12 protein-coding genes are annotated in these 14,192 nt (G+C 65.3%); 6 read left to right on the top strand and 6 right to left on the bottom strand.

What is annotated here, in order from left to right:
- Window positions 1–151 precede the first annotated feature (151 nt).
- The gene (locus tag BM372_RS13305) at window positions 152–457 is read left to right on the top strand and encodes a DUF1905 domain-containing protein (protein ID WP_090955913.1); all 306 of its coding nucleotides are present in this window, start codon (window positions 152–154) and stop codon (window positions 455–457) included.
- Window positions 458–482: 25 nt separating this feature from the next.
- Here the strand turns inward: BM372_RS13305 and BM372_RS13300 are convergent, their stop codons facing one another.
- From BM372_RS13300 to BM372_RS13290, 3 genes are all read right to left on the bottom strand, one after another.
- Window positions 483–2,111 carry an alkaline phosphatase D family protein gene (locus BM372_RS13300; RefSeq protein ID WP_090955912.1) on the bottom strand — a complete coding sequence of 543 codons (1,629 nt, stop codon included), beginning with the start codon at window positions 2,109–2,111 and terminating at the stop codon, window positions 483–485.
- Between the two features lie 133 nt (window positions 2,112–2,244).
- Window positions 2,245–2,823 carry a hypothetical protein gene (locus BM372_RS20495; RefSeq protein WP_143111484.1) on the bottom strand — a complete coding sequence of 193 codons (579 nt, stop codon included), beginning with the start codon at window positions 2,821–2,823 and terminating at the stop codon, window positions 2,245–2,247.
- Between the two features lie 1,000 nt (window positions 2,824–3,823).
- Window positions 3,824–4,027 carry a cold-shock protein gene (locus BM372_RS13290; protein WP_056738746.1) on the bottom strand — a complete coding sequence of 68 codons (204 nt, stop codon included), beginning with the start codon at window positions 4,025–4,027 and terminating at the stop codon, window positions 3,824–3,826.
- A 350-nt stretch (window positions 4,028–4,377) separates the two neighbouring features.
- Between BM372_RS13290 and glgX the strand changes: the two genes are divergently transcribed.
- The 3 genes from glgX to BM372_RS13275 all read left to right on the top strand — a co-directional run bounded on the left by glgX (window position 4,378) and on the right by BM372_RS13275 (window position 8,409).
- The gene (gene glgX, locus BM372_RS13285; protein ID WP_090955910.1) at window positions 4,378–6,579 is read left to right on the top strand and encodes a glycogen debranching protein GlgX; all 2,202 of its coding nucleotides are present in this window, start codon (window positions 4,378–4,380) and stop codon (window positions 6,577–6,579) included.
- Window positions 6,580–6,685: 106 nt separating this feature from the next.
- Entirely contained in the window at window positions 6,686–7,081 is a 396-nt protein-coding gene (locus BM372_RS13280) for a TfoX/Sxy family protein (protein ID WP_090955909.1), read from the top strand.
- Window positions 7,082–7,083: 2 nt separating this feature from the next.
- The gene (locus BM372_RS13275; RefSeq protein ID WP_090955908.1) at window positions 7,084–8,409 is read left to right on the top strand and encodes a flavin-containing monooxygenase; all 1,326 of its coding nucleotides are present in this window, start codon (window positions 7,084–7,086) and stop codon (window positions 8,407–8,409) included.
- Between the two features lie 77 nt (window positions 8,410–8,486).
- On the opposite strand, the gene helR is transcribed toward BM372_RS13275, so the two are convergent.
- Both helR and BM372_RS13265 read right to left on the bottom strand, forming a co-directional pair.
- Window positions 8,487–10,679, bottom strand: a complete 2,193-nt coding sequence (helR, locus tag BM372_RS13270; RefSeq protein ID WP_090955907.1) for an RNA polymerase recycling motor ATPase HelR — start codon at window positions 10,677–10,679, stop codon at window positions 8,487–8,489.
- Between the two features lie 234 nt (window positions 10,680–10,913).
- Window positions 10,914–11,135: a YybH family protein gene (locus BM372_RS13265; RefSeq protein ID WP_256214245.1), complete on the bottom strand. Its 222-nt coding sequence runs from the start codon at window positions 11,133–11,135 to the stop codon at window positions 10,914–10,916.
- A gap of 452 nt (window positions 11,136–11,587) precedes the next feature.
- On the opposite strand from BM372_RS13265, the gene BM372_RS13260 reads away from it, so the two are divergent.
- A complete protein-coding gene (locus BM372_RS13260) occupies window positions 11,588–12,964 on the top strand; it encodes an FAD-binding oxidoreductase (protein WP_256214244.1) in 1,377 nt (458 codons plus the stop codon).
- Between the two features lie 235 nt (window positions 12,965–13,199).
- Here the strand turns inward: BM372_RS13260 and BM372_RS13255 are convergent, their stop codons facing one another.
- Window positions 13,200–13,637: a VOC family protein gene (locus BM372_RS13255; RefSeq protein WP_090955906.1), complete on the bottom strand. Its 438-nt coding sequence runs from the start codon at window positions 13,635–13,637 to the stop codon at window positions 13,200–13,202.
- Between the two features lie 256 nt (window positions 13,638–13,893).
- On the opposite strand from BM372_RS13255, the gene BM372_RS13250 reads away from it, so the two are divergent.
- Window positions 13,894–14,130 (top strand): HNH endonuclease signature motif containing protein, encoded by a 237-nt coding sequence (locus BM372_RS13250; protein WP_371261741.1) that lies wholly within the window; start codon window positions 13,894–13,896, stop codon window positions 14,128–14,130.
- Window positions 14,131–14,192: the final 62 nt, after the last annotated feature.

Below are 14,192 nucleotides of genomic sequence, written 5' to 3'. Positions count from 1 at the left end.
CCCGGGGAACCGGGGAGGGCCCAATTTCGTGCAGCTTTCTGCGCGCGCCGCCTCAGGCTGCCAGGAAGGACGCCCGGCAACCCAAATTCCTCGACCCATTCGGGAAAGTAGGCCCATTCGAGAAATACGACCTGCCTGTCATACTCAGAGCGTGACGACGTCGTACGCCTTCCGCGCCGAACTGTGGCACTATCGCGAGCAAGCCGGCTGGCACTTCATCACGTTGCCGTCGGCCTTGGCGGAGCAACTCAAGGACGAGGCTGCTCCCTTCCGCAAAGGGTTCGGTTCGGTGAAGGTGAGCGCCTGCATTGCCGGGCAGCGGTGGTCGACGTCGCTCTTCCCGGACAGCAAGAGCAACTCGTACCTCCTACCCGTCAAGCAGGCCATCAGGTCCGCGGCAGGCATCCATGCCGGCGACGAGGTGGACGTGGAAGTCGACCTGATGCTCCCAGTCTGAACCCGACGCCGGCGGGAGCGCCGCCCTAGCGCTGCGGCTGCAGCGCCTTGCTCCACAGCACGGCGCCCTTGGCATTGCGGAGGCTGACGGTGAAGACGTCGTCCTCGCCCAGGTCCACGTGGCCAAAGTACTGGCTTTCGCCGCTCCGCGGGGACTCGTTGGCGTAGGCGCCGGCCTTGAAGAACACCTGCTCCGGCCCGAACGTGCCGTCCAGGGCGTTGGGCCCGAAGCTGCCGGCGTTGATGGGCCCGGCCACAAACTCCCAGAACGGATCGAAGTCGGTGAAGGCGGCCCGTTCCGGCGTGTAGTGGTGGGCGGCGCAGTAATGGACGTCGGCCGTGAGCCAGACCACGTTTTTAACCCGGTTGCGCTTGAACGCGGAGAGCACCCCGGCGATCTCGAGTTCCTTGCCCAAGGGGGCGGCGGCGTCGCGGTTGGCCAAGGACTCCTGGTTGATCGGGCCGTCGGGCACGATCACCCCGAGTGGGAGATCATTGGCGATCACCTTCCACGTGGCCTTGGACCTACTAACTTCCTTGATCAGCCAGTCGGCCTGCTCCTGGCCGAGGATGTGCATCAGCTGCGTTTCCTTGCCGTCGGTGTTCGGGTCTTTGAAGCTGCGCATGTCCAGGCAGAAGATGTCCAGTTGCGGGCCGCGGGAGATTTTGCGGTAGATCCGGGCCGGTTCGAAGCCGGTGGTTCCGTTGGACCGGCCGCCCAGCCCGGAGATGGGCTGGTATTCCTGCCAGGCCTGGCGGCCGCGGGCGGCGAGGACGTCCACGCGGCGTTCGGTGTAGCGGCTGTCGGTGAGGATCTGGCCGGGATACCAGTTGTTGTGGGTCTCATGGTCGTCCCACTGCGCGATCACCGGCACCCCGGCGTAGAGGGCGCGGACGTTCTGGTCCATCAGGTTGTAGCGGTGCCGGCCGCGGTACTCGTTGAGCGTCTCGGCCACCTTGGACACCTCCTCGGTGACGAGGTTGCGCCAGGTTTGCCCGTCGGGCTCGGTGACCTGGGCGGCGATGGGGCCGTCGGAGTAGATGGTGTCGCCGGAGTGGATGAAGAAGTCAGGCGCGGTGGCGTTCATGGCGGCGTAGCCGCGCATGCCACCGATGTCCGGGTTGATGCCCCAGCCCTGGCCGGCGGTGTCGCCGGTCCACACGAAGCTTTGCCCGCGGGACTGGCGTCCGCTGATGAGCAGCCCCGTGTTGGGTGCGGTGCTGAAGGATCCCTGCGCGGTTTCGCCGGCGTTGCCCTCGGCGTCCTCGAAATGCATGCTCACCGCGAAGCGGGTGCCGGCGGGCAGGTGCTCGGCGTCGATCCGGGCAGTGAAGTCCGTGCCCTCGGCGGCGGCGCTCCCGCGGAGCACCCGCTGAAAGGCGCGGCCGCCGCGGAGCGGGGACCCGGCGTCGTCAATCGCCAGCAGGCTCGCCACCAGGCGGCCGGGACCCGACGCACGCGACCACAGCACGCCGGAGTTCGTGGTGACGTCGCCGGTGGCGATGCCGGAGGGAAGGGTCAGGCGGTTGCGGACCAGCGGGATGGCGGACGGCTTTGCCGTGCTTGCTGAGGCTGCGGTTCCGGGGACGACGGCGGCAGCACCAGCGGCGGCGAGGGCACCTTTGAGGACATTTCGGCGGGTGAAGGAGGTCATGCGGCCATCCTTGCGGGCGCGCGTGAACGGGGGGTGGCGGCGGCCTGAACTGGGCCTTCCTGGAAATGTCACGTGATCGCGGGGGTAGCACGAATTGTGCCTTTGCAGACGGACTTGCACTCGAAGCAGAGTGCTAATGACGTCGAGGCTGGCGGTGAGCGTCGTGCCTGCCCTCGTTGGCTCCGTGTGAGGGCTCGTGACGGTTGCGTTTGAATCGTACATAGAGTCCCGCTGCTGCTCCCACGATTACGGGGATGGTCAGGCCCAAGGGGGCAGCCCAGTCTTTAGCAACGACGCCGACGAGATAGGCGAGGCCGACGTTGACATCGATTTCCCGGGAGTAGGTTTCAATTTCCAAATCGCTGCCGCCGTTCGGCGCAGGCGCCACCAAACGTATCTTTAAGATTTTTCGTCCGGTCTCTCGCGGCGTGATGTACCAACCCCACCCCCCAGACCCTTCGCTGGAGAGGGAGATCTCGTCGGATGGATTCCCTATCCGTTCGATGTCGAAACCCAGACCGGTCAGATAGGCGCGCATCCGGTCACAGACTCTGGGATTAGCTGTGACCACGGGGCTGCCAGAGGGCAACTCTGTGCCGGGGTCCTTGAGCGACCCTTTCAAGGCAATTCTGACCGTGAATTCGCTCTTTTCGCCCTGCCACAGCGAACTCGGGGGTGAGTATGCCACCTTGCCGTATCCGCACTGATCCATATAGCTTTTCGCTTCTTGGCCTGGCGCCTTTGTCTGATCGCCGGTTGGCGTCGAACTCGGATCGGGGCCGCTGGATGATGCGGTGGGTCCCGGGTCCACAGGCTCCGGACCCGTGGGAACCGCCGTCGACGTCGGCCGTTTCGTTGGTACGGGAGTCGAAGTCGGCCTTTTCGTGGGTACGGGCGTCTGAGTTGGTACCGGCGTCGAAGTCTGAGTGTTCGTGGGTACCGGCGTCGGAGTCGGATCCGTGGGTTCGGGGGCTGAAAGCGTGACCGTCCTCGTTTTGGTCACCACTTGTCCGTCGGCGGTCCTGGGATCCACCACCTTCAATGTTGTCCTGAAGGTTCCGAAGCCCTGATATGTGTGCGGAAAATTTGCCTGACAGCTCCAATCCTGAAAGCCGCTGCCATCGCCCGCGTCCCAGCTGCATGCGGCCCAGTCGGGGTAGGACGTCGTCGGATTGAACGTGCAGTCCATGGATTTGCAAGCGATGCCGAACTCCGGAGGGTCCAGTCCACTCTCCTCACTCGGGGCTGGCTCCGGCTCGGGTGGGAGCGGTTGCGAGACAAGGACAGCGGGGGCGACGGCACGGCTCTGGGCAACGGTCGCCGCTGCTCGTGCCACCTGCTCATCCGCTTTCGCCGTACGGCTTGAGCCGCACGCGATGCCGCAAACGAGGGCGCAGACAGCTAGAACCACAGTGAGCGACTGGCTGGCCGTTGACGCTTTGCTGTACCAAGGTTTGAACGTTGAGCGCACGATCGCTCCAAATTGGTACCGGAACTGCTTCGATCGCTATTTAATGCAGTTTGGACCCGGGAGGTCGGCGGGTCAAGGTACCGAGGTGCGCCCCCTCGTCGCGCCCGCCGGGATACGGGAACACCGGAAAACGTTGCGGTTCCCGACCCGGGGTGCCGGTGGGAAGCATGGTTAAGCAAAAGCAGGGCCCGTCCGAAGACGGGCCCTGCTCGAAACCTAACGGTCCCGGATCTCTAGGAAATTAGAGAGCCTGGATGTTGGTAGCCTGGGGACCCTTGGGGCCCTGCTCGGTTTCGAAGGAGACCTTCTGGTTCTCTTCGAGGGAGCGGAAGCCGGAGGAGTTGATCGCGGAGTAGTGCGCGAAAACGTCCTGCGAGGAGTCATCGGGGGAAATGAAGCCGAAGCCCTTTTCAGCGTTAAACCATTTGACGGTACCAGTAGCCATTATTTTTGTCCTTCGTGAAGGTGGAGGAACTGTCCCGACTTTCGGGTCCTCCTGTGTGGGGTGCTCAAAACCGCTGCTTCAGAAGAACACGGGCTTTCGACCGTGCGTACTGCCTGAACTACGAACTGCATAAACACAACAACAGGATCAACCCTACAGGAGATTTCCGGGGCGGTTTACCACGGGCGCCGGACGTCGCCACCGGACGTGCGGTGAGGGTCATCAGAACATCGCCGCCGGCGGTGCTCAGCTGGAGCTTCCCGCCTGCCGTCATCTTTCGTAAGTAGGCTTATCTTTGGTTCAATGGATCCACTGTTCACCCCTGTTAGAGGACCGCATTGGAGAGCGCCGTGGAAGTTTGGCCCGGAAACGCCTATCCCCTCGGCGCCACGTTTGACGGCGTTGGAACGAACTTTGCGTTGTTCAGTGAAGTCGCAGAGGCCGTGGATTTATGCCTCATCAGCGCCGACGGAGTGGAGACGCGGGTTCCGCTCGTGGAGGTGGACGGCTATGTCTGGCATTGCTATCTGCCCCAGATCCAGCCCGGGCAAAGGTACGGGTACCGGATCACCGGTCCCTACGATCCGGCGCGCGGCGTGCGCTGCAATCCGAACAAGCTGCTGCTGGACCCGTACGCCAAATCGATCGCAGGGCAGGTCGACTGGAATCCGGCATTGTTCTCGTACAACTTTGGGGACCCTGATTCGCGCAACGATGAGGATTCAGCTCCGCACGTGATGCTGGGCGTCGTCGTCAACCCGTTCTTCGACTGGGCCGGCGACCGGGCCCCCAAGACCTCGTACCACCGCTCCGTGATCTACGAAGCCCACGTCAAGGGCCTCACTCAGCTGCACCCGGAGATCCCGGAGGAACAGCGTGGAACCTTCGCCGGCGTCGCGCACCCCGCCGTGATCAGTCACCTACAGAAACTGGGTGTCACCGCCCTAGAGCTGATGCCCGTGCACCAGTTCGTCAACGACGGCACCCTCCAAGACAAGGGCCTTTCCAACTACTGGGGCTACAACACCATCGGCTTCTTCGCGCCGCAGAATACCTACAGCTCAACAGGCGATACCGGGGAACAGGTGCAGGAGTTCAAGGCCATGGTCCGCGAGCTGCATCTGGCCGGTATCGAGGTCATCCTGGACGTGGTCTACAACCACACCGCGGAAGGAAACCACCTCGGTCCCACCCTGTCCTTCAAAGGCATCGACAATGCCGCCTATTACCGGCTCGTTGACAATGACAAACGCTATTACATGGACTACACGGGTACCGGCAACACCCTTAATGTGCGTCACCCGCACTCGGTGCAGCTGCTGATGGACTCGCTGCGGTACTGGGTCACGGAAATGCATGTGGACGGATTCCGCTTCGACCTCGCCTCATCCCTCGCCCGGGAGTTCTACGATGTGGACAGACTTTCCACCTTCTTCGAACTAGTCCAGCAGGATCCGGTCGTCTCCCAGGTCAAGCTGATCGCCGAGCCGTGGGACGTCGGTCCCGGCGGCTACCAAGTGGGCAACTTCCCGCCGCAGTGGACCGAATGGAACGGCAAATACCGCGATACCGTCCGGGACTTCTGGCGCGGAGAACCCTCCACCCTCGGCGAGTTCGCGTCCCGGTTGACCGGATCGGCGGATCTCTACGAGCAGTCTGGCCGCCGGCCGGTGGCGTCGATCAACTTCGTCACGGCCCATGACGGTTTCACTCTGGCAGATCTGGTCTCCTACAACGAGAAGCACAACGAGGCCAACGGCGAAGGCAACAACGACGGCGAATCCCACAACCGCTCCTGGAACTGCGGCGCCGAAGGGGACACGGACGATGCCCAGATCCTGACCCTGCGCGCCCGCCAGCAGCGCAACTTCATCGCCACGTTGCTGCTCTCCCAAGGCGTGCCGATGCTGTTGCATGGTGACGAGCTGGGCCGGACCCAGCGGGGCAACAACAACACGTACTGTCAGGACTCCGAACTCAGTTGGGTCCACTGGGACAAGGTTGATCGGCCGCTGCTGGAGTTTACTGCTGCCGTCAGTCGCCTCAGGGCGGACCATCCGACCTTCCGCCGCCGGCGCTTCTTTGATGGCAGGCCGGTGCACCGGGAGGAGGGCGAGAAGCTTCCGGACATCGTGTGGCTCAACCCTGCTGGCGCCGAGATGGTGCCGGAAGACTGGGGCAGTGGTTTCGGCCGGAGCATCGGCGTTTTCCTGAACGGAGAGGGCATCAACGGTGTCGACAGCCGTGGCAGAAGCATCACGGATGTGAACTTTCTGCTGTACTTCAACGCCCACGATGAGGCGATCAAGTTCACGCTGCCCACGGACGAATACGCTTCCGCATGGGACACGGTCATTAATACTGCTGGCGAAGGCGTGGACAGCGGACCCGTCAACGCCGGCGGGACACTAGAAGTGCCGGCCAAGTCCTTGGCAGTCCTGAGAGCTCATACGGAGCCGGAGGTCGCACCGGACCTTTCGGTATCGGCTTCCCTCGCCGTCCGGGCCGGCACTGGTGCCGAAACGGTCGCGGATACAGCCAGCACCAGCTGAGGCCCAGAACCGCGACCTGCCTGTGCCGCCTGCCTGTACCGGGCACGGCCGCGGGCATATCCTGCAGGAAGACCTGTCCTGGCCAGCAGTTACCGGAGGAAGAGCCATGGAAATGCCGAAAGCGTCCGACGCCGACAAGGAACACTTCCGCTCGGTGCTGCCGGACCGTCCCGAGGTGGTGGTCAAGCCGATGTTCGGAAACCTCGGCGCGTTCGTGAACGGCAACATGTTTGCCGGCCTGTTCGGCCCCACCATCGGTGTGAAGCTGGCCCAGGAGGACAAAGAGACGCTCGAAAGCACCGAGCGGACGGTTCCGTTCGGGCCGGCCGAGCGGCCCATGGGCGGCTACACCGGACTGCCGGAGTTCTGGAACGCCGAGGGTGACGGCGATGAGGCGCGGGAAAAGGCCTGGGTGGAGAAGGCGTTCGAGCACGTGGCTGCACTGCCGCCGAAGGCGCCGAAATCCCCCAGGGCTCCGAAGGCGAACGCCGCGAAGCAGTAGCCATGCCCTCCCCCGCCGAAGCACCGGACCATGAGGTCGACACGCTGGTGATCGGCGCGGGGCAGGCCGGGCTGGCCACGAGCTACTGGCTCAGCCGGCACGGCGTCGAACATCAGCTGCTGGACCAGCGGCCGGAACTGGGTGGCGGGTGGCAGGACCGGTGGGACTCGTTCTACCTCAACACGCCCAACTTTGCTTTCCTGCTGCCGGGGATGACCTACGACGGTCCGGAGCCTGACGCGTTCCTTCACCGCGACGCGGTGATCGAGCTGTTCCGGAACTACGCCGCGCGGATCGCGGCGCCCGTGCAGTTGGGCACCGAGGTCACCCGGGTAACCCAGGCACACACCGGCTCCGAGGCACACGCCGGCTTCACTGCCAACACCGGCTTCGCCGTGGAAACAAACCAGGGGCGCTGGCTGGCACGCAACGTCGTGCTGGCGAACGGGGCCTATCAGCGGCCGCGGATTCCGGCGTCGGCCGCCAGACTCCCCCGGCACATCCGCCAGCTGCACAGCCATGACTACCGCAACCCGGCGCAGCTGCCGGGCGGCGCGGTGCTGGTGGTGGGGACCGGGCAGTCGGGCGGGCAGATCACCGAAGACCTGCTCGCCGCCGGCCGGGAGGTGCACCTGTCGGTGTCGGCCTGCCCCGAGGCACCGCGGCGCTACCGCGGCAAGGACACCTTCTACTGGCTCCTGCAGGTCAACCTGCACGGGCCGGACTACGCCATCAACGGCCTGCAGGCGGAGAACCTCCCCTCGCCCGCCGCCCGCTTCATGTGCAATCCGCTGATCTCCGGCAACGACGGCGGCCACAGCATCCGCCTGCGCGATCTCGGCCGCCGGGGCGTCCGGCTGCACGGCCACTTCGAGGGAGCGGACGACCGCGCACTCGTCTTCAGCGACGACCTCCCGGCCCGCCTGGCGCTGGCGGAGGCGGGGTTCGGGCAGCGGATGAAGGTGATGCTTGACGCGTACATCGCCGCGGCCGGGATCGGTGCCCCGGCCGCTGAGCCGGCGCCCGCCGACGACTGGCTGCCGGCAGAATCTGGAGCCCTTCTCGACCTCGACGCTGAAGGCATCACCTCCATCATCTGGAGCACCGGCTACGGGCTGGACTTCGGCTTCCTGGACATCCCCGTCCTGGACGAATGGAACTACCCGCGCCACTCCCGCGGCGTCACCGAGGTCCCCGGCCTCTACACCGTGGGGCTCCCGTGGCTCACCAGGCACGCGTCGTCCACGGTGGCCCTGGTCGGCGCGGACGCGGAGTACGTCGCCGGCCACATCGCGGGGCACATCGCGGGGCACGTCGCGCCGCGGTGAACAGCAACGCGGGGTCACTTACGGCCCATTGGAGGCCGATTATTGGGCGCGAAGTGACCCCGCGTTGCTCAGGACGGTCATGGGATGGGGCCCACCTCGGTTGATGTGAGCAGGACGAGCTGCTGGGTCGCCCGGGTCATCGCGACATAGCGGTCGACGGCCCTTTCGATGCCCGTGCCGAACGTCTCCGGGTCGATCAGGACCACCAGGTCGAACTCAAGCCCCTTTGACAGCTCGGGCGTCAGCGACCGAATGCGCGGCGTCACCGGGAGCGGGCCATGGGCGGTGCCGTGCGCGGCGATGACGACGGCGGTCCCCTCGGCATGCGCGGCCAGCCAGGCATCGAGGATCGGGCGCAACTCCGTCGTGGATCCGCGGACGACGGGGATGCCGCTGCTGCGGATGGACGTGGGCACGTTGGCGTCCGGGAGCACGGCCCTGATCACCGGCTCGGCTTCGGTCATGATTTCCTCCGGCGTCCGGTAGTTGATGCCAAGGGTCGCCAGGTTCACGTTGGCCACGCCGAGCCGCGCGAGCCGGTCCTGCCACGACTCCGCGAACCTGTGCCTGGCCTGGGCGCGGTCCCCCACGATGGTGAAGCTGCGGGACGGGCAGCGGAGCAGCAGCATCTGCCACTCCGCGTCGGTCAGCTCCTGCGCCTCGTCCACCACGATGTGGGCGAACGGGCCGGCGAGCTCGTCCGGGTCGGCGGCCGGTGCGGCACCGTCGTCGACCAGTTTGTCCTGCATGTCCTGCCCGCGCAGCATCCGCGTCACCAGCAGTTCGGAGTCGTCGGCGGCGATCAGGTCCTCAACCACCCGGTCCATGAGTTCGCGCTCTGCGGCCGCGGCAGCCTCCTGCCGGCGCCTGCGCCGCGACGCCTGGGGGTCGCCGAGCCGTTGCCGGGCCGCGTCCAGGAGCGGCAGGTCGGACGTGGTCCAGGCCTGGGCGTCCTGGCGCTGCAGTTTCCTGACTTCGTCGGCGCGGAGCCAGGGGGCACACAGGTGCAGGTAGGCGGGCACCGACCACAGGTCGCCCACAAGGTTGGTGTATTCGAGCAGCGGCCAGGCCCTGCTGAACGTGTCGACCAGTTCCTCGTTGTGCGCCAGCGCCCGGCGGAGCACGCCGTCGGGGAGGTCGTCGCCGTCGTACTTGTCCGCCAGGATGGTGAGCAGCTCCTCCCAGACCTCGTCGCGTGCCTCGTTGTGCGGGGTGCCGGGAACCGGCGCTTCGAACGCCTCGGCCCACTCCTCAGCGCTCAGCCAAATGTCCGCCCAGGGCGTCTCGACTTCCATCCCCTTGGCGGGCGGCTGCTCGTAGAACCTGACGGCCGGCTCGATGGCCGTCACCATGGCCGCGGACGACTTCAGGTGGGCCACCTCCGGGTCGGTCTCAATTGCTGCGGCGGAACCCTCGGGAACGAGGTCCCGCAGCATGCAGGTCTGCACGCCCTCCTCCCCCAGGCTGGGGAGCACGTCGGCGACGTAGGCCAGGTAGGGCTGGTGGGGGCCGATGAACAGCACGCTGCTTTTGCTGTGGGCACCACGGTGGCCAAGGCGCGGGTCAGAGTAGAGCAGGTAGGCGCTGCGGTGCAGGGCGACGACGGTCTTCCCGGTGCCGGGACCGCCGTCGACGACCAGGGCGCCGCGGGAAGAAGCGCGGATGATGGCGTCCTGGTCGGCCTGGATGGTGCCGAGCACGTCCTGCATCCGGGCGGACCGGCTGCTGCCCAGGCTGGCGATGAAGGCGGAAAGGTCGTCGAGGCCGGCGTGGCCTTCGAACCCGTCGGCGGTGAAGACCTCGTCCCAGTAGTCGCTGATCCGGCCGCGGGTCCAGCGGTAGCGACGGCGGTTTGCCAGTCCCATCGGGTTGGCGTGGGTCGCCCCGAAGAACGGCTCGGCCGCCGGCGAGCGCCAGTCGATGAGCAGCCGGCGGCCCTCGCTGTCCGTCAGGCCGAGACGTCCGACATACACGGGCTCGGAGTTGCCGGCGCTGACCATGTGTCCGAGGCACAGGTCCAGGCCGAAGCGGCGCAGGGCGCGCAGGCGGGAGGAGACCCGGCGGATCTCCACGTCCCGTTCCACCAACTCCTGGCCAAGCCGGCTGGGCGCCCGGCGTACGGCGTCAAGGCTCTCGGACAGGTCGGCGATGGTCTGCTCGAGACTCTCCGCGATCGCGGCGAAGTGCTGCTCGTCGCCGGCGATCAGCGTGGGGTCGGCCTTCGGTGTGAGGTGCTCGGGAAGGTCAAACGCGCTGGTGGTCAGGGGCACGTCATCGGCTCCTTTCTGGGCGGAGCGCGCCGGGCAGCGCAATGCGACAAATGCGCAGGTCCGGCTTGGGCTCTCCATTTTGCGGCAGACCCCGGGTCTTGCGGCAAGACCCCCTGTGCGGCGTAGATTGAAAGTAGGGAGGGAATGCATCGCGGGGTACGACGGCGAGCGCCGCGAGTCCGCTGAGCCGGTTTCAGAGGTCCGGTTCAGAGGTCCGGTTCAGACGCCCCCGGTTCAGCCATCCGGTTCAGAAGCGCTTCCCTCAGCCGCCGGTTCATCCAGGGGAACGTAATCCCCGTGGCGGTGGACGATCTTCCATTCCCCGTTTTCGCGGCCGTACACATGGGTGACGCGGAGCTTGGTGGACTGGGGCGGCCCGCCGTCGACCGACAGGTCCGCGCGTTCAAAGCCCACCGTGTAGGCGAGATCCCCGCTGGCGCCGGCCGCGATGAGCAATACAAAGTTTGCCGCCAGACTGGCAGTTCGTCGGTACGGCGTCAACGGTGGGGCGGCGGCAGCAAGTCCGGGTCGTAAAGGCGCCGGGTGCCGCTCCGCGGGGAAATCGGTCCGGCTGGAGCAGGAGCGGATTCGCTGGAGCTGGGACAAGGCGGGAGCAGCATCCAGGTTATTGACCGTCGTTTGGGGCCGGAGTAATTTACGAATAGCCGTGCTGTATCCCGTTGAGACGAGGACGAACCTCGTTTCTGAATCACGCCAAGGCAAACCCGCGCGACGGTGTTGCGTTGCCAAGGTGCATCCGGTCTCCGCCGCTGTGGAAGCCTGCGGCATAGGCTTTTGCCCTCCAAGGTGCAGGGCCCCATCGGTTGCTTAACCAATCACCCGGCACGACCCCAGCGGCCGCGCCCCAGTTGCCCGGGCATGCCCGTCTGGGTGAATCGGAGTACACGGTGGACAACAGCTCTTTCCAGGCCCTCCAGGAGAAAGTGCGGGGTCAGGTCATCACGAGCGATCAGGCGGACTACGACACCGCAAGGGCCGTTTTCAACGGAATGATCGACAAACGCCCCGCGGCCATTCTGCGCGTGACACAAGTCGCGGACGTCATTGCAGGCGTGAATTTCGCGCGCGACACCGGCTTGGACCTGGCGCTGCGCGGCGGCGGTCACAGCGCGCCCGGGTTCGGGACCTGCGACGGCGGCCTCGTCATCGACTTCACAGGCTGCCGGGGCGTGCGCGTGGATCCTGCCAATGAGACAGCCCGGGCCGAAGCCGGAGCGACATGGGCGGACTTCAACCACGCCACATGCGCATTCGGCCTTGCCACCACCGGAGGCATCATTGGATCAACGGGTGTTGCTGGACTAACTCTCGGCGGAGGCATCGGCTACCTCGCCCGCAAGTACGGGCTGTCGTGCGACAACCTGAAATCCGCGGACGTGGTGACCGCCGAAGGGAAGTTTCTGGTCGCCAGCAACACGCAAAATGAGGACCTCTTCTGGGCGCTTCGCGGCGGGACCGGCAACTTCGGCGTCGTGACTTCCTTTGAGTTCAACCTTCACCCCGTGGATGTTCTCTACGGCGGAGTGATCATTTACCAGCTGGAGCACGCCGACGCGGTGGCACGGCTCTACCGGGATTACATCGCCAGCGCACCGGAGGAAATGGGAGTGTTCCTGGGCTTCCATCAGGGACCGCCGGTTCCCTTCCTGCCTGAGGAGTATCACGGGAAGCCCGTGGTGGTGCTGGTGGGCGGCTGGGCGGGCCCTCACGACGAGGGGGAACGTCAATGGCAGCCGTTCCTTGACGTGGCGCCCGTCGCCGGTTCCTTCCTGGGCCCCCTTCCCTACACGGTTCTAAACACACTCTTCGACCCCATGTATACGAAGGGCCTGCAGGCCTATTGGAAGTCAGCGTTCCTCCCCCACCTAACCGACGACGTCGTCCGTGTCGCCGAGAAGTTCGGCGAGGCCATTCCGAGCGTCCAGACGGCCAACCACTTCTACCCAATTAACGGTGCCGTCCAGCGGGTCGGGCGGGACGAAACCGCGTTCCCGTACCGCGACGTCAACTTCGCGGTGGACATTGCCTGCCACTGGGAGGATTCGGCCCACAACGAGGCCAACAAGAAGTGGGTGCGCGACTACTATGCCGAACTCCACCCGCTCGGATCCGGTGCTGGCTACGTGAACTTCCTCGACGCCGACGACCAGTCGCATATTGAGGACACCTACGCGGGGAACTACGCCCGCCTCGCCCAAGTCAAAGCCAAGTACGACCCCGGCAACCTCTTCCACATCAACCAAAACATCAAGCCTGCAGGCTGAGACTTCGTACAACCTGCCGTTTCCACGCCGGCTCCGGAACGGCTCGCTCCAGAAGCACGTGCACATGGCCAATTTGACCTAACCATCTCTGTTTGGTGATGCACGTTTCAGCGGCCGTGCGGCGCCGTAGGCGGCTGTTGCAGCATTCCTCGCCACCCGTGGAGGCCAAACCGGACAACTCGTCCCCAGTCGCCTTGAAGCAATGCAACGTCGGGCTAATCGGCCGGTCGTGCTGTCAATCTTTCTTCAGTTCCTCGGCGAGCATCACGAGGATTCCGCTGGGGCCACGGAGATACGTGAGCTTATAGATGTCCTGGTAGGTCGCCACACCGCGCAGCGGATGGCATCCGTGCTTCGCAGCTACCTCAAGGGCTTTGTCGATGTCGTCGACCGAGAAGGCCACGCGGTGCATGCCGATGTCGTTGGGACGAGTCGGGTCCGTCTCGATCGCTTGGGGATGGATGTATTCGAAGAGCTCGAGTCGGCCATGACCGTCCGGGGTTTGAAGCATCGCAATCTTGGCGTGGTTGCCATCCAGTCCGACGGCTGTGTCGGTCCACTCGCCGCTGACCGTCTCACGGCCGACGACCGTGAGACCGAGGTCGGTGAAAAAGGCGATTGCTGCTTCGATATCGCGAACAGCTATACCGACGTTCTCAAGTTTGATGGCCATGTGTTGAAGCTACCAAGGCGGAGCGATCAGCTCCAGTGTCGAGCCTGGACGATGGCAAGCAAGCCCTGGGAAGCAATCGGGCATTTGCGGCACAGCCTGCGAACGATGAAGCGCCTCGGCCATGCCACATTGTGTTCAGCTGCGGACACAACTGGACTAGCCGGCGAGGCGAAAACTACTGCCCGCAAGCCAACCCGTTTGCGGGGCAGTGGCCAGGGCCCGCTTCGAGGGATCCGCTTGTCGGCGGCCATGCGAGATGGAGGCGGGATTCCGCCGTCGTTGTTCCCGTCCTGCAGAGCATGGCGACCATTTCGACTCCTGGTCCAAGGACGGCTCCCTGCGCTCGCAGAACTTCGTCGCCGCGTGCAGCAGGTGCAACCGGGCGAAAGGGGCTCGGATCCCCTCGCCTCCACAGCAGGAACGACTGGAACGACGGCGGTTTAGGGCACCTTCACCGGGCAGTTTTGTGGGCGGTGCTTACGGGGATCCGTAAGACCGGGGATCGTCGGCCTTGGAAGGGCCCGTAGATAGCCTTGGGGTCGACCGGTGGACGGA

It is taken from the genome of Arthrobacter sp. ov118 (assembly GCF_900116495.1).
GTDB lineage: Bacteria > Actinomycetota > Actinomycetes > Actinomycetales > Micrococcaceae > Arthrobacter.
Note: the sequence above shows the minus strand (reverse complement) of the source record. Positions and strands in the feature narration are given on the sequence as shown.